Source organism: Pseudoalteromonas sp. Angola-4 (assembly GCF_028599265.1).
GTDB lineage: Bacteria > Pseudomonadota > Gammaproteobacteria > Enterobacterales > Alteromonadaceae > Pseudoalteromonas > Pseudoalteromonas atlantica.
In genome coordinates, this window is record NZ_JAQREK010000015.1 from 41,779 (window position 1) to 56,378 (window position 14,600).

Genomic DNA, 14,600 nt, shown 5'->3' on the forward strand with positions numbered 1-14,600 from the left:
TTAATAGCGCATTGTTAATGGGAGATTCCTATGTATAAAAATTATAAAAACTGGGTACTTGCAACGGGGTTACTTGCGCTGTTAGTAGTAGGGCTAGGTGCTTATACACGTTTAAGTGACGCAGGTCTTGGTTGCCCTGATTGGCCCGGTTGCTATGGCTTTTTAACTGTACCAAAGCATGAAGCCGATATCGCACTGGCTACCCAAAGTTATCCAGATATGATGTTTGAAACCGCCAAAGCGTGGAAAGAAATGATCCACCGTTACTTTGCAGGCGCGCTGGGGCTGCTTATTTTAGCGCTATTTGTATTGGCTTTTGTAAAGCGCCATTACTCAAACACGCCGGTTAAATTACCGCTAGCCTTATTATTGTTAGTTATATTTCAGGCTGCGCTGGGTATGTGGACCGTTACTATGAACTTACAACCGCTTATTGTAATGGGGCATTTGCTGGGGGGATTTAGTATTTTATCGCTAATCACTCTTTTATATCTACGTTTAACTACTAAACCCATAGAGGGCGGAGATAGTAGCGCTAAAGGCTATTTTTCATTGAGCTTAGTTGCATTGGCTGTGTTGGTTATTCAAATTGCATTAGGAGGATGGCTTGCAGCAAATTATGCAGCGCCACACTGTAATGGCTTACCGCTGTGTAGTTATGCGCAGCCATTTTCACTCAGTAGTGTGTTTCAGCTGCCGCTTGAGCACAGTAATTATGAGTACGGAGTGCTATCGCAACAGGCGCGTATGTCTATTCATTTACTACACAGAATTTGGGCGCTAGTTACATGTGTTGTGTTGGCGCTAATTATGTGGCGTATATACAGTCAGGCGCAATCTGCAAAAATAAAACACTGTACTGTCAGCGTGCTTGTTGCGCTACTTTGCCAAATTAGTTTGGGGCTTGCAGTGGTGCATTGGCACTTTCCGCTTGGAGTGGCGCTGGCGCACAATTTAATGGCAGCTATCTTGTTATTGACTATGGTTAGGTTGTGTTACTACCTAAAAGCACGCACTTAAAGGGGAATAATTATGGCACTCACACTCGACAAAAAAGAACTACAGGTTATTAGCGCACACCCTTTTATTCAACGTGCTTATAATTTACTGCAAGATTACTTAGCTATTAGCAAGTTTAAAGTAGTGGCTATGTTGGTACTTACTGCCTGGGTTGGCTTGGCACTGGCGCCTGATGTAGGGCGAGGCATTGCAGTGCAATTTATTAGTTTATTAGGCATTGGTTTGCTCTCTGGCGCTGCGGCGGTAATAAATCATGTTGTTGATAGCGAAATAGATACAAAAATGGCGCGTACACGCCACCGCCCTGTAGCCAAAGGCCGGCTTAGTAAAACCCATGCGCTAAGCTTTGCAGGCGTGATAGGGGTTGCTGGTTTTATAATGCTAATGCTTTGGGCAAACACCCTAACAGCCGTACTTACTTTGTTTGCATTAGTTGGGTACGCTTTTATTTATACCTCTTTTTTAAAGCGTGCCACACCGCAAAACATTGTAATTGGTGGCTTAGCTGGCGCAATGCCGCCTTTATTGGGTTGGGTTTCTGAAACCAATCAAATGGCAGCCGCGCCATGGTTACTAGTAATGATTATATTTACGTGGACCCCACCGCATTTTTGGGCACTGGCAATAGCACGCAAAAGCGATTACGAACGCGCTAAAATTCCTATGTTGCCAGTAACTCACGGTATCGACTTTTGTAAAACGTGTGTTGTGGCTTACACCATATTACTGGCGCTTGTATGTGTATTACCTTATTTAATTGGTATGTCGGGCGGCATTTATTTAGTCGGCGCATGTGTGCTCAATGCACTCTTTTTGTATAAAGCGGTTAAGCTTAAATTAGCCCCTAGCGATGACACCGCAATGGACTTATTTCGCTTTTCAATTGTGCATTTAATGGTACTCTTCGTGATCTTATTTATAGATAAATGGCTCCCTTTATGAAGCAGTTACGGATTAGCTTAGTTGTAATTTTTTCGTTTTTATTAGTCGCTTGCTCAGAGCAAAATAGTGCACCCGATGTGCAAGCCTTAGTGTATGAGCAAGCAAAGCCTCTTTCTGATTTTACACTTAACGACCAAAACGGTGAGTTAGTCACCAAAGCGCAATTTTTGGGGCAGTGGAACTTAGTGTTTTTAGGCTATACCAGTTGTCCAGATATTTGCCCATTAACGCTTGCTAAACTAAACAGCGTGTATAAAAAGTTACATAACGAATACCCACTGCAAATTTGGTTTATGTCGGTAGACCCTCAACGCGATACGCCGGAAAAACGCAAAGCGTATATTGATTATTTTAACCCTGACTTTTTAGCTGTTTCGGGTGAGCACAAAAACCTATTCCCGGTGGTTAGAGAGCTTGGTCTAATTTATGCCATTAGTGACTCGCAAGAATCAGAATATGCGGTCGATCATAGTGCTTCGGTGGCTTTAGTTGATGCAAATGGAGCGGTAAGAGCCATATTTAAGCCTGAATTCCAACAAGGAAATGTGCCCCTTATTAATACCACTCAACTTATTAGCGAATTTAAACAAATAGCGGATTACTATAAAAACTAGTTTTAAACTTTTCACGCATTTTAAAAGGAGCTTAGGCTCCTTTTTTGCTTTTTAGCGCCACTTTTAAAAGTTTTATTAATTTTTTTGAGCCTTTTATGGCAATTTTAATAACTAAGGCTAAGCTTTTGTTATGAATTGAATTGACAGGGAAAGTCCTGAAAAAATGCTAAAACTTCCAAGCGAACTTGCGATTATGCAAGTAGAGACTCTTCACCAAGATTTATTACAAGAACTCAATAGCAACAACGATATTTGTTTAGATGTCAGTGAGGTTGTTTCAGCCGATACCGCGTCAATTCAACTTTTGTGTGCCTTACAAAAACACCTACTTACCATACACCATAAAATTGTATGGGTAGGCAGCAGTGATGCACTTCAAAACGCCATTAATCAACTTGGCTTAAGTCAATATTTAACACTTGAAAGTAAAGGTTAGAGGTTTATATGAAGAAAATTTTAGCGGTTGATGATTCTGCGTCAATGCGTCAAATGGTGAGCTTTACGCTTAAAACCGCAGGGTTTGATGTTACAGAAGCAAAAGATGGCAGCGAAGCCCTCGCGATTGCCAAGCAGCAAAGTTTTGATGCGGTAATTTCAGATGTAAATATGCCCATTATGGATGGCATTACGCTTATCAGAGAGCTCAGAGGCCTTCCTGATTACAAATTTACGCCGCTACTTATGCTAACCACAGAGTCAGGATTAGATAAAAAAGTAGAAGGTAAAGCAGCTGGCGCAACAGGCTGGATTGTAAAGCCTTTCAACCCGGATCAGTTACTAGCGGTACTTAAAAAAGTAATTCGTTAACTGAGGAGTGCGGCGTGAGTATAGATTTAAGTCAATTTTTTGAAGTGTTCTTTGAAGAAAGTTTTGAAGGCCTAGATACAATGGAGGCCGAGCTATTAAATTTAGAGCCCGGCGAAGAAGACTTAGAAACAATAAATACTATTTTTAGAGCTGCGCACTCAATTAAAGGGGGCAGTGGCACCTTTGGCTTTAACTCTGTTGCTGAGTTTACCCATGTGCTAGAAACCCTACTGGATCAAATACGCCAAGGTGAGCGCGAACTCACCACCGAGCACGTTAATTTATTGCTTAAAGCTGTTGATTGCTTGCGTGGGTTGCTCGGTGAGCTGCAAGCAGAGCAAGAGCCTGATTTATCACACGCTACAACCTTAAAAAAACAGTTTGAAATTGTACTGGAAATGCAAGCCGATTCAGCCCCAAGTGAGGCAAGCGAAGTAACGGCTGCTGCTGAGGTAAATACCTTTCAAATTGATTTTAAACCGCATCATCACCTTTTTAAAACAGGCAACGAGCCTTTATTTATGATCAGCGAATTAGCTGAACTCGGCGAGCTTGAAACACAGGCCTTTTTAGACGATATCCCAGATATTAAAGATTTAAGCAGTGACGAGTGCTACTTACACTGGCGCTTTTTTTTAAATACCAGCGAAAAAGAAGCCGCCATTAAAGAGGTATTTGAATGGGTAGAAGATGATGCCGATATAAAAATAGAGCTCTGTGGCGGGTTATTTGATGAAGACTCGTCTCACACCGCAAACGCTGATGAAAAGAGCAGCGACAACACAGCTCAAACACAGTCTATTAGCGATGCTAAAAAAGCACCCGACAAACCTAAAAGCAAACCCACAGCCGATAAAAAGCCAACATCAGCACCAGAGTCTACCTCCATAAGAGTAGGAATAGACAAAGTAGACTCGTTAATAAATATGGTTGGTGAGCTGGTGATAACACAAGCCATGTTAAATCAGTTGAGCGAGCAAGAAATTAGCGAATCAACCATTACGTCATTACAAGAAGGTTTGGCACAACTGGCGCACAATACACGAGACCTGCAAGAAAATGTTATGCGTATTCGTATGTTACCGATTAACTTTGTATTTAGCCGGTTTCCGCGTTTAGTGCGCGATATAGCGCAAAAACTAAATAAACAGGTGGAGTTAAAATTATTAGGTGAGCAAACCGAGCTAGATAAAACGGTAATGGAAAAAATATCTGACCCTATGGTGCACCTTGTTAGAAATTCGCTCGACCATGGCCTTGAAACAATTGAACAGCGGGTTGCCGCAGGTAAAGACCCAGTGGGCACCGTGACCTTAAATGCCTTTCATCAAGGCGGCAATATCGTGATAGAAATAATGGACGATGGGCAAGGCTTAAATACGCAAAAAATTAAAGAAAAAGCCATTGCTAATGAGCTGATCACCGCTGATTGTAATTTAACAGATGATGAAATTAACGAGCTTATTTTTATGCCCGGCTTTTCTACCGCCGATGCGGTTAGCGACTTATCTGGGCGTGGTGTAGGAATGGATGTTGTTAAGCGCAATATTCAATCTTTAAATGGCTCGGTTGAGGTTTCATCAGCGCCTGGCGTTGGCTCTACCTTTACAATTAGGCTGCCCCTTACGCTTGCCATTTTAGATGGTCAATTAGTTAAAGTTGCCCAGCATACTTATATTATTCCACTTATTTCTATTGTTGAATCACTACAGATTGATATCACTAAAGTAAGCCGAGTGGGTAAAGACTTAGATGTACTAAGGCTGCGTGACGAATACATTCCTATTTTACGCTTATATCAAATTTTTAATCATCAAAACGCCATAGAGTCATTAGACAAAACCTTGCTGGTGGTTGTTGAAACCGACAACCAAAAAGTGGGTTTGCTGGTTGATGACTTACTTTCGCAGCAGCAGGTAGTCATAAAAAGTTTAGAGGCCAATTACCAAAAAGTAGATGGGGTGTCTGGAGCAACTATTTTAGGCGACGGGCGTGTATCGTTAATTGTTGATATTAGCGGCTTAATAAAATTATCAGGGCTTAAAAAACCAGGTAGCCAAGAGCTAATCATAGAATCTAAAACACCTCTGGAGGCTTCATGATTAGTGAGCAAAGCGAGCTAAACAACAAAATTGATTTAGGGCAACAGCAAGGCGTTAAGCAGTTTTTAACCTTTATTATGGCTGGCGAAGAATACGGCGTAGATATATTAACCGTGCAAGAGATCAGGAGCTGGGAAGAAATTACCGTACTACCCAACGCGCCGGATTTTGTTAAAGGAGTGATAAACCTTCGCGGCACCATAGTGCCAATAATAGATTTACGCTTACGTTTTGGCTTGCCAAGCACTGAATATGGACCATTAACGGTTGTTATTGTTGTAAAAGTTATTTTTGAAAATGATTCAAAAATAATGGGCATCGCAGTAGATGCGGTTTCAGATGTTTACAGCATTGCAGAGCAAGACGCCAAGCCCGTCCCTAGCCTGTCTGATTCGAGTAATTGTGAATATGTCGCAGGGTTGGTGAACGTGGGCGAAAAAATGGTCTCGTTGATAGATTTACAAAGAACAATGGATATATAGCCACAGCGCTATGTAGCAACAAAAACAAACATAAAGGTGGTGATGGGCATGGGATGGTTTAGTAATCCGAAGCAGTCAGAATCAAGTAATGACTTAATCGTTAATGCATTAAATAAATCATTAGCGGTTATTGAGTTTGAACCCAGTGGCAGAATAATTACGGCTAATTCAAACTTTTTAAATGCAATGGGATACCGTTTAGAGGAAGTGCAAGGGCAGCACCACTCTATGTTTGTTGAACCAGACGAAGCACAAAGCAGCGAGTATAAAAGTTTTTGGCAACGCTTGCGCGGTGGTGAGTTTATTTCTAATGAGTTTAAGCGTCTTGCTAATGGAGGGCGAGAAGTATGGATCCAAGCTACCTATAACCCAATTATTGATAGCCAAGGGCAAGTGCTAAAAGTAATTAAATTTGCTACCGACATTACCGAACAAAAGAAACAGGCCGCTGAAGCGCAAGGCCAACTTGAGGCAATTAGTAAATCTCAGGCGGTGATTGAGTTTAATCTTGATGGCACAATTATTACTGCCAATGACAATTTTTTAAATGGTTTAGGCTATCAACTTAGCGAAATAAAAGGCCAGCATCATAAATTATTTGTCGACCCAGAATACGCTAAAACAAACGAGTATAAACAATTTTGGGATAAGTTAGGACGAGGTGAGTACGACTCGGGCGAGTACATGCGAATAGGCAAACAAGGGCAAGAAATATGGATTCAAGCCTCTTATAACCCTATTTTTGATTTAAACGGCAAGCCTTATAAAGTTATTAAATACGCCAGTGATATCACCGCGCAAAAACAGCTAGAGCGCGAGTCTAAAAAGGCTGCCGATTTAGCAAGTGCGTTAACTGTTTGCCAAGCCAATGTGATGATTGCCGATAAAGACCTAAATATTGTATTTGTAAACGATCAGGTTAAGTTAATGCTCAAAGCGCGAGAAACTGAGTTGCAAGGTGTGCTACCTAGTTTTTCTGTTGATAATTTAATAGGCACGTGTGTTGATGATTTTCATAAGCACCCAGCTCATCAACGCGAACTATTAAAAAACTTAAAACAACCTTATAAAACTGAGTTACGTTTAGCGGGGCTTATTTTTAGTTTAATTGCTACACCGTGGATAAACCATGAAGGTAAGCATTTAGGCACCATTGTTGAGTGGGAAGATATTACCGATAGCGTAGCAAAAGCAGAGCAAGAACGTGCTGAAGCACAAGAAAACTTACGAGTAAAACAAGCCCTTGATACCGTAGCAACAAACACCATGATAGCCGATGCTTCAAATGTAATTGTATACATGAACAACGCGGTTAAATCGATGATGAATATTGCTGAAGATGATTTGAAAAAGGAGCTGCCAAACTTTGATAGCACCAATTTAATGCAGCAAAACATTGATATATTCCATAAAAATCCGGCTCATCAACAAAACCTACTAGCTAAGCTTACAACAACTTACCGAGCCGAAATAAAAGTAGGCGGGCGTACCTTTGGTTTAGTTGCAAACCCTATTTTTACACCAGAACAAGAACGCATAGGCACCGTAGTTGAGTGGGAAGATAGAACGGGCGAAGTTGCAATAGAAAAAGAAATTGCACAATTAGTCAGCGATGCAGGTAATGGCGATTTAGAAACCCGAGTAGATGAAAAAGGTAAAGAAGGCTTTTTCTTACGCTTAGCGCAGGGCTTAAACAGCTTAGTTGAAATTGTGGATGATGCCGTTAGTGATACCGCGCAAATGCTTGATGCAATGGCCAATGGCGACCTATCAAAACGCATAGAAAAAGAGTATCAAGGCTCGTTCGATAAGCTCAAGCAAGATGCTAATACCACAGCAGATAAATTGACCGATGTGATTAACCGAATTAACTCATCGGCCACGTTAGTAGCCAGTGGCGCAGAGGAAATTTCGCAAGGCAACGCCGATTTAAGTCAGCGTACCGAAGAACAAGCTTCATCACTTGAAGAAACCGCCTCAAGTATGGAAGAAATGACCAGTACTGTAAGGCAAAATGCAGATAACGCAAAAGTCGCTAACGATTTAGCCGAAGAAACTTGCGAGAAAGCAATTCAAGGTGGTGAAGTAGTTAATAGAGCTGTAACGAGTATGTCGGCCATTAACGAGTCGAGTAAAAAAATTGCAGACATTATTGGCGTGATTGATGAAATTGCCTTTCAAACTAATTTACTGGCACTTAACGCCGCCGTTGAAGCAGCTAGAGCGGGTGAGCAAGGCCGTGGCTTTGCCGTTGTTGCTGGTGAGGTGCGTAACTTAGCGCAGCGCTCAGCTGGAGCAGCCAAAGAAATTAAAGAGCTTATTAGAGACAGCGTTGCAAAAGTGACCGATGGCTCAGTGCTTGTAAATGAGTCGGGCGAAACACTCAGAGAAATTGTTTCAAGCGTACAACGTGTTACGCAAATGATTTCGGATATAACCGAGGCCTCTGAAGAGCAAAGCGCAGGCATTGAGCAAGTTAATAAAGCGGTTGCCCAAATGGATGAAATGACCCAGCAAAATGCGGCACTTGTAGAAGAAGCGTCTGCGGCGGGCGAGTCAATGGCTGAGCAAGCAAACGAGATGCGTCAGTTATTGCACTTTTTTTCACTCGGGCAGCAAGGCATAAACACATTGCCAAATACGCACTTTGAACGCTCAGTGCCCCCTGCGCGCCAACCTAGTGGCTATTTAAAAAATACCCAACCCAAAGGCGAAAACTTTATAGACTCAGCAGATGAATGGGAAGAGTTTTAGTCATTATTGGCTTGCTAGTTAATACCCTAGCAAGCCTGCTTTACAAGGGATGGTATGACAATGAAAGAATTTTTATGTACCGATAAAGATTTTAAAGACATTGCCACTTTAGTTTATAACGCGTGCGGAATTGTGCTTGGCGATCATAAACGCGAAATGGTGTATTCCCGCTTAGCAAGAAGGGTAAGAGAGCATAAACTTAAAAACTTTTCTCAATACTTAGAGTACTTAGACAATAATAAAGAAGCTGAGTTTGACGCATTTATTAATGCTATTACCACTAACTTAACCTCCTTTTTTAGAGAACCCCACCACTTTGAGTTTTTAAAAAACACCATAGTGCCGCAGTTACTTAGCAGTAACAAAGTAACAAAACGAGTACGCGTATGGTCAGCGGGTTGTTCTACAGGCGAAGAGCCTTATAGCTTAGCAATAACCCTTGCCGATTTATTCCCAAGTTCTTGGGATGTAAAAATTTTAGCAACCGATTTAGATTCTAATGTATTAGCCAAAGCACAAGCGGGTATTTATACCGCGGCTAATGTAAATGGCTTAGAAAACAATGTACTTAAAAAGTGGTTTTTAAAAAGCAAAGATGGGCAAACATATAAAGTAAAACCACAGTTAAATAAGCACATTTTTTTTAAACGCCTTAACCTTTTACAAGAATGGCCCATGAAAGGGCAGTTTGACTTAATTTTATGTCGTAACGTGGTTATTTATTTTGATAAAGAAACAAAAGACACCTTATTTAAACGTTATGCAAATGCACTTAATCGTGACGGTTATTTGTTTTTAGGGCACTCAGAGAGTATGGGCAAAGAGCATTCTGAGTTTAAAAATTTAGGGAAAACCATGTATCAAAAGCAACACAATGCACGCACAGTTTAGGCCGGTGCTCCCAGGGTTTGAACATATAAAACGCTACTGGGATGCAGGGCGTACAAGCGTGGTGGCAAAAATATTACCTGGCGAATTTTATGTCTCAAAAAATGATGAGCTTATTTCTACAGTGCTTGGGTCGTGCATAGCCGCGTGTGTTTACGATGAAAAAGCCGGTATAGGTGGCGTAAATCATTTTATGTTGCCGGTAAAAAAAGGCCTAGAATTAAACAGTGCCCATAGTTTGAGCTGCCGCTACGGGAATTGGGCAATGGAATACCTGATCAACGAAGTACTCAAAGGTGGTGCTGCGCGAAAAAATTTAAAAATAAAACTCTTTGGTGGCGGCAAAATAATTAGCGCAATGACCGACATAGGGATAGGTAATATTAGCTTTGCCAATGCGTATATTCAGGAAGAGTCGCTCAATCTTGTTGCACAAGATATGGGGGGGCCGTGGCCTCGAAAAATTTTTTTTCATCCGCATACGGGCAAAGTCCACGTAAAAAAGCTGAAGAATTTGCACAATAACACAATTGAAAAACGCGAAGTGCGCTACCTGCAAAACCTTAAGCAACAAGATAAAGCCACCGAGACTAACATAGAGCTGTTTTAGGAGCCGTAATGGTTAAAGTTCTGATAATAGATGATTCACCACTGATAAGGCGTTTGCTGAGCGAAATATTATCTCAGGCTAGCGATATCGAGGTTGTTGGCTGTGCTGAAGACCCTTATCAAGCACGAGAAATGATTAAATTGCTCAATCCAGATGTGCTTACCCTCGATGTAGAAATGCCAAAAATGGACGGCATTAGCTTTTTAAGAAACCTAATGCGCTTAAGACCTATGCCCGTTGTGATGATTTCTACACTAACCCAGCAAGGCTCGCCTATCACCTTAGAAGCGCTTGAGCTTGGTGCAGTGGATTTTATTGCCAAGCCAACTGTGAATGTTAAGCAGCAAATGAGTCAATATGCATATGTTGTGCAGCAAAAAGTGCGCGTGGCAGCAGGTGCAAGGGTAAGAAGTTTTAAAAAGGTAAGCACAGTGAGCGAGCCTTTACCTAGCAATGCACAATTTTTATTAAACAAGGTAATAGCGATAGGGGCTTCAACAGGGGGTACAGAAGCAATAAAAGAAGTGCTTATAAAAATGCCGACCAATTGCCCTGCGATTGTGATTACCCAGCATATTCCTCCGGTATTTAGTACCTCGTTTGCCCAGCGTATGGACCGCACCTGTGCAATTAACGTAAAAGAAGCGCAGCACGGCGACAAGCTCACTGCGGGATGGGCTTATATAGCCCCAGGAGGTTTGCACTTAAGCATAAAAAAAAGAGGGGCAAGTTTATATTGCGAGCTTGATGATTCTGAGCCTGTTAACCGCCATAAACCGGCGGTAGATGTATTATTTAACTCGTTACTTGAGTGCGGTGCAAAAAACATTGTGGCAGCGCTACTAACCGGTATGGGGAGCGATGGAGCAAAGGGCTTGCTTAGTATTAAACAAGCGGGTGGTTACACCATTGCACAGGATGAGTTCTCTTCTGTGGTGTGGGGAATGCCCAAAGCGGCGGTTGATTTAGGTGCCGTCCACGAAATTGTTGCACTTGATAAAGTAACCCAGCGCTTATTGCATCAGGCTATAAAGGTGTAATTGCTACTGAATAACCCACGGCTGCGAAAACCAATAGTAACTACCAGGGTGATCAATAGAAGGGGCGGTACAATTAAAGCGTGAACGGCCTTTATTTAGCGCCTTTGGTGAGTCAATTTTTACAGTTGTGTCGTTTATCCAAGTTAACTTAGCCTGCCCAACACTTGAGACATAACACGCAAACTGACTTTTATGAAAATCACCCATTTCAAACTCAATGCTGAGCGTTGGTGGGTTTTGTGAGGTTACACTGTCTTGGTAATCTAGGGTTTTAATACTAAATGCCCGAGAGTTTAATTTTGTAATTAACGTATCTAATTTACTGTAAAAGCCGGAGGCTGGAAAACGCGGTAAGCGGGTAAAGTTAGCGTTTTTATTTACAGCGCCAGAGTGCTGACCAATGCCAATAAAGCCAAGCTCTTTTACAAGCGCTTGTAGTTTGTTATTAAACTCACCATACGGGTACGCTAGGTATTTATAATCGTGGCCTATTTCTTCTTTAATACGCTGTTGAGAATGCAAAATATCTTGTTTAATACGTGCTTGCCACTGTGCATCGCTCTCATTTTTTAGCTTAATATGCAGGTAGTCATGCTGGGCAGTGTGATTGGCAATTAACGCCCCTTTGCTTGCGAGCTCTTTTAATTTATCCCACCCCATTACGTAGCCTTTACCTTCATCAATAAGGGTCGGGTTTACAAAAATAGTATAGGGGTAACCAAATTTTTCTAAAATAGGCGCTGCTTGTTCGTAGTTATTGTTGTAACCATCGTCAAAGGTGATAGCGACTGTTTTCTCAGGTAAGGTTTTGCCTTGTTGTATAGCGCTTATTAGCTCATTTAGTGCAATAACATTAAAATTATGCTCTTTTAAGTAGCTCAAATGCTTGGTAAACGTATTTGCGCTTACACTGGTCACAGCCGGAAGGGTTTCGCTTACATGGTGATACTGTAAAATAACCGCCGCATGAGCACGTACTGATAAACAAATGAGAGTAATTAAAACTAAATGAAACAATTTCTTAAACATAATAAGGCACACCATAAAAGCTTGCTGTTGCTAGCGGGTCCAATGATATTATCAAATATTACTGTCCCACTGTTAGGAATTGTTGATACCGCTGCTATTGGCCACTTAGGTAGCGCACATTACTTAGCGGGCATCGCACTTGGCTCAGCTGTTATTTCTATTTTATTTTGGCTCGCCGGTTTTTTACGTATGAGCACCACAGGGTTAGTGGCCCAAGCATACGGGCAAAATAACTTAACACAGTTAGCAGCGCTTTTAAAACGCAGCTTATTACTTGCCGTATGTGTGGCGTTAGCGCTTATTGCCTTATCGCCCTTGATAAAACAAGCCATTGCATTTTTATCAGGCGCAAATAGCGAGGTTCTTGCTCAAGCATATCAGTATTTTAGTATTCGTATATTTAGTGCCCCTGCCGCACTTTGTAATTTAGTGCTGCTTGGCTGGATGCTTGGCGTACATTATGGGCGAGGGCCATTTTACTTGCTGTTAGTGACCAATATTACCAACATAGTGCTCGATATATATTTTGTGGTGTATTTAGACTGGGCAGTAGCGGGAGCAGCGTGGGCGTCGTTAATTGCAGATTACAGCGCGTTGGCTTTTGCGTTGCTACTAGTGATTAAGCTCGCTAAAAAGCAAGGCGTGGAGCTAAGCGTGCCCAACTGGCTCAGTGTTAGCAAAATGGCAGAGCTACTTAGTTTAAATAGAGATATATTTATTCGCTCTTTAATTTTGCAATTATGCTTTAGCTTTATGACCTTTTATGGCGCCCGCATAGGCGAAACAACGCTTGCAGCGAATGCCGTGTTACTTAACTTTTTAATGTTAGTAAGCTTTGCGCTTGATGGAATAGCCTATGCAAGCGAAGCCAAAGTTGGTCAAGCTAAAGGCCAGCGAAGCGTTAATAACATTAGATTGTGGGTAAAAATAAGTGTGTTTTGGGGGATGCTTTTTGGCGTGTTATACAGCGTATTTTTTGCTGTATTTGGCAGCGCTATTATTAAGCTTTTAACCAATGTACCCGAGGTAATAGAAGCTGCGACAAATTACTTACCGTGGGTAATATTATTGCCTATGTTAGCAATGAGCTGCTTTTTGTTTGATGGCGTATTTGTAGGGCTTACACGGGCAAAAAATATGCGTAACAGTATGATTCTTTCTGCTGCTGTTGGCTTTTTTGGGGTGTTTTGGGTGTTTATAGAGTGGCAAAATAATGCGTTATGGCTGGCTATGAGTTGCTTTATGCTTATGCGCGGCGTTACGTTAATTATTAAGTATTTGCAGTTAAAAGCAACTAATCAGCTGCTAGATTAAGCGAACGTGTCATTTCCATAGGTCGGGGTCGTGATCTTTTGGCCCCATATCTTTTAAAACTTGCGAGAAACGATTGGCAAAAATACCGCTATAACCCCATGCAGCAAAAAATAATGCCGGGATTAAAATAACTACACCTATAATTTGTAAACTAAAGTGGATGTAGTAGCCAAGGGCAATAAATATCACGGCTAGCACAAACAGTGCTAAGCCGCGAAAAAAGCGCGTTAAACTCAACTTAGGGTTACTCCCTAAGCGATAAATAAGCGGCTTTAACATTATTGCTTAGTAATAAGAGTGATCGCCCGCTTGGTGCTCGGTAATGTCGGCAACACCGGTGATTTCATCAAACTTTGCAATCATTTCTTTCTCGATGCCTTCTTTAAGCGTTACATCGATCATAGAACAGCCATTACAACCACCACCAAATTGAAGTACTGCAATACCTTCAGCGGTTACTTCAACTAGGCTTACTTGGCCACCGTGGTTAGCTAGCTGTGGGTTTACTTCGGTTTCTAGCATGTGTTGAACACGCTCATTTAGCGATGCGTTATCGCCTAGTTTACGTGCCTTTGCATTAGGCGCTTTTAAAGTTAACTGAGTGCCCATTTTGTCGGTAACAAAATCAATTTCAGCTTCTTCTAAAAAAGGAGCGCTTTCTGTATCTACTACGGCATCAAAACCATTAAAGTTAAGACGAATATCGCTGTCTTCTACGGCGTCTTCTGGGCAATAAGAAACACCACATTCCGCTTGTGATGTACCAGGGTTTACAACAAACACACGAATATTAGTTTGTTGTGCTTGATCTGCTAAAAGTTTAGCAAAATGCGCTTGTGCTGTTTCGGAAATAGAAATCATAAAACCGTCTATACTTGACTAAATTACTCGGATACTGCATATCATACTCCGCTCATCGTGTTGCGGCTAGTGTTGAGCGTAAAAAGTTGGCATCTATTTTAAGCAATGCTAGCGTGCAAATAACAAACATTTTTAGA

General features: G+C 41.5%; 15 protein-coding genes. 12 read left to right on the forward strand and 3 right to left on the reverse strand.

The window, feature by feature from the left end; translation table 11 throughout:
- Positions 1 to 30: 30 nt before the first annotated feature.
- The 11 genes from PSH48_RS15710 to PSH48_RS15760 all read left to right on the forward strand — a co-directional run bounded on the left by PSH48_RS15710 (position 31) and on the right by PSH48_RS15760 (position 11,259).
- Positions 31 to 1,020, forward strand: coding sequence for a COX15/CtaA family protein (locus PSH48_RS15710; RefSeq protein WP_126008517.1), 990 nt, complete (start codon positions 31 to 33; stop codon positions 1,018 to 1,020).
- Positions 1,021 to 1,032: 12 nt separating this feature from the next.
- A complete protein-coding gene (cyoE, locus tag PSH48_RS15715; protein WP_024033912.1) occupies positions 1,033 to 1,962 on the forward strand; it encodes a heme o synthase in 930 nt (309 codons plus the stop codon).
- A complete protein-coding gene (locus PSH48_RS15720; protein WP_248443682.1) occupies positions 1,959 to 2,576 on the forward strand; it encodes an SCO family protein in 618 nt (205 codons plus the stop codon). Before cyoE ends, PSH48_RS15720 begins: the two co-directional genes overlap by 4 nt.
- 163 nt (positions 2,577 to 2,739) lie before the next feature.
- Positions 2,740 to 3,012: an STAS domain-containing protein gene (locus tag PSH48_RS15725; protein WP_004588224.1), complete on the forward strand. Its 273-nt coding sequence runs from the start codon at positions 2,740 to 2,742 to the stop codon at positions 3,010 to 3,012.
- Positions 3,013 to 3,020: 8 nt separating this feature from the next.
- Positions 3,021 to 3,383 (forward strand): response regulator, encoded by a 363-nt coding sequence (locus PSH48_RS15730; RefSeq protein ID WP_029773320.1) that lies wholly within the window; start codon positions 3,021 to 3,023, stop codon positions 3,381 to 3,383.
- Between the two features lie 14 nt (positions 3,384 to 3,397).
- Complete coding sequence (locus PSH48_RS15735; RefSeq protein ID WP_273611848.1) at positions 3,398 to 5,485, forward strand: chemotaxis protein CheA; 2,088 nt, start codon at positions 3,398 to 3,400, stop codon at positions 5,483 to 5,485.
- Positions 5,482 to 5,967: a chemotaxis protein CheW gene (locus PSH48_RS15740; RefSeq protein WP_004588228.1), complete on the forward strand. Its 486-nt coding sequence runs from the start codon at positions 5,482 to 5,484 to the stop codon at positions 5,965 to 5,967. Before PSH48_RS15735 ends, PSH48_RS15740 begins: the two co-directional genes overlap by 4 nt.
- A gap of 48 nt (positions 5,968 to 6,015) precedes the next feature.
- A complete protein-coding gene (locus PSH48_RS15745; RefSeq protein WP_273611849.1) occupies positions 6,016 to 8,721 on the forward strand; it encodes a methyl-accepting chemotaxis protein in 2,706 nt (901 codons plus the stop codon).
- Between the two features lie 60 nt (positions 8,722 to 8,781).
- On the forward strand, positions 8,782 to 9,612 hold the full coding sequence (locus PSH48_RS15750) for a CheR family methyltransferase (protein WP_096740413.1): 831 nt from the start codon (positions 8,782 to 8,784) through the stop codon (positions 9,610 to 9,612).
- Entirely contained in the window at positions 9,596 to 10,219 is a 624-nt protein-coding gene (cheD, locus tag PSH48_RS15755) for a chemoreceptor glutamine deamidase CheD (RefSeq protein WP_029774194.1), read from the forward strand. Before PSH48_RS15750 ends, cheD begins: the two co-directional genes overlap by 17 nt.
- An 8-nt stretch (positions 10,220 to 10,227) precedes the next feature.
- Positions 10,228 to 11,259: a protein-glutamate methylesterase/protein-glutamine glutaminase gene (locus PSH48_RS15760; RefSeq protein WP_273611850.1), complete on the forward strand. Its 1,032-nt coding sequence runs from the start codon at positions 10,228 to 10,230 to the stop codon at positions 11,257 to 11,259.
- A gap of 3 nt (positions 11,260 to 11,262) precedes the next feature.
- Here the strand turns inward: PSH48_RS15760 and PSH48_RS15765 are convergent, their stop codons facing one another.
- Positions 11,263 to 12,288 (reverse strand): polysaccharide deacetylase family protein, encoded by a 1,026-nt coding sequence (locus PSH48_RS15765; RefSeq protein WP_273611851.1) that lies wholly within the window; start codon positions 12,286 to 12,288, stop codon positions 11,263 to 11,265.
- 42 nt (positions 12,289 to 12,330) lie between these two features.
- Between PSH48_RS15765 and PSH48_RS15770 the strand changes: the two genes are divergently transcribed.
- On the forward strand, positions 12,331 to 13,602 hold the full coding sequence (locus tag PSH48_RS15770; RefSeq protein ID WP_273611852.1) for an MATE family efflux transporter: 1,272 nt from the start codon (positions 12,331 to 12,333) through the stop codon (positions 13,600 to 13,602).
- Positions 13,603 to 13,611: 9 nt separating this feature from the next.
- On the opposite strand, the gene PSH48_RS15775 is transcribed toward PSH48_RS15770, so the two are convergent.
- Together PSH48_RS15775 and nfuA are read right to left on the reverse strand one after the other, a co-directional pair.
- Positions 13,612 to 13,881: a hypothetical protein gene (locus tag PSH48_RS15775; RefSeq protein ID WP_024033900.1), complete on the reverse strand. Its 270-nt coding sequence runs from the start codon at positions 13,879 to 13,881 to the stop codon at positions 13,612 to 13,614.
- A gap of 6 nt (positions 13,882 to 13,887) precedes the next feature.
- The gene (gene nfuA, locus PSH48_RS15780; RefSeq protein ID WP_096042447.1) at positions 13,888 to 14,463 is read right to left on the reverse strand and encodes a Fe-S biogenesis protein NfuA; all 576 of its coding nucleotides are present in this window, start codon (positions 14,461 to 14,463) and stop codon (positions 13,888 to 13,890) included.
- Positions 14,464 to 14,600: the final 137 nt, after the last annotated feature.

Bases quoted from the DNA above. Each gene is read 5' to 3' on its own strand.
- PSH48_RS15710 (WP_126008517.1), top strand. From the start codon at position 31: ATGTATAAAAATTATAAAAACTGGGTACTTGCAACGGGGTTACTTGCG.
- cyoE (WP_024033912.1), top strand. From the start codon at position 1,033: ATGGCACTCACACTCGACAAAAAAGAACTACAGGTTATTAGCGCACAC.
- PSH48_RS15720 (WP_248443682.1), top strand. From the start codon at position 1,959: ATGAAGCAGTTACGGATTAGCTTAGTTGTAATTTTTTCGTTTTTATTA.
- PSH48_RS15725 (WP_004588224.1), top strand. From the start codon at position 2,740: ATGCTAAAACTTCCAAGCGAACTTGCGATTATGCAAGTAGAGACTCTT.
- PSH48_RS15730 (WP_029773320.1), top strand. From the start codon at position 3,021: ATGAAGAAAATTTTAGCGGTTGATGATTCTGCGTCAATGCGTCAAATG.
- PSH48_RS15740 (WP_004588228.1), top strand. From the start codon at position 5,482: ATGATTAGTGAGCAAAGCGAGCTAAACAACAAAATTGATTTAGGGCAA.
- PSH48_RS15745 (WP_273611849.1), top strand. From the start codon at position 6,016: ATGGGATGGTTTAGTAATCCGAAGCAGTCAGAATCAAGTAATGACTTA.
- PSH48_RS15750 (WP_096740413.1), top strand. From the start codon at position 8,782: ATGAAAGAATTTTTATGTACCGATAAAGATTTTAAAGACATTGCCACT.
- cheD (WP_029774194.1), top strand. From the start codon at position 9,596: ATGCACGCACAGTTTAGGCCGGTGCTCCCAGGGTTTGAACATATAAAA.
- PSH48_RS15760 (WP_273611850.1), top strand. From the start codon at position 10,228: ATGGTTAAAGTTCTGATAATAGATGATTCACCACTGATAAGGCGTTTG.
- PSH48_RS15765 (WP_273611851.1), bottom strand. From the start codon at position 12,288: ATGTTTAAGAAATTGTTTCATTTAGTTTTAATTACTCTCATTTGTTTA.
- PSH48_RS15770 (WP_273611852.1), top strand. From the start codon at position 12,331: ATGATATTATCAAATATTACTGTCCCACTGTTAGGAATTGTTGATACC.
- PSH48_RS15775 (WP_024033900.1), bottom strand. From the start codon at position 13,881: ATGTTAAAGCCGCTTATTTATCGCTTAGGGAGTAACCCTAAGTTGAGT.
- nfuA (WP_096042447.1), bottom strand. From the start codon at position 14,463: ATGATTTCTATTTCCGAAACAGCACAAGCGCATTTTGCTAAACTTTTA.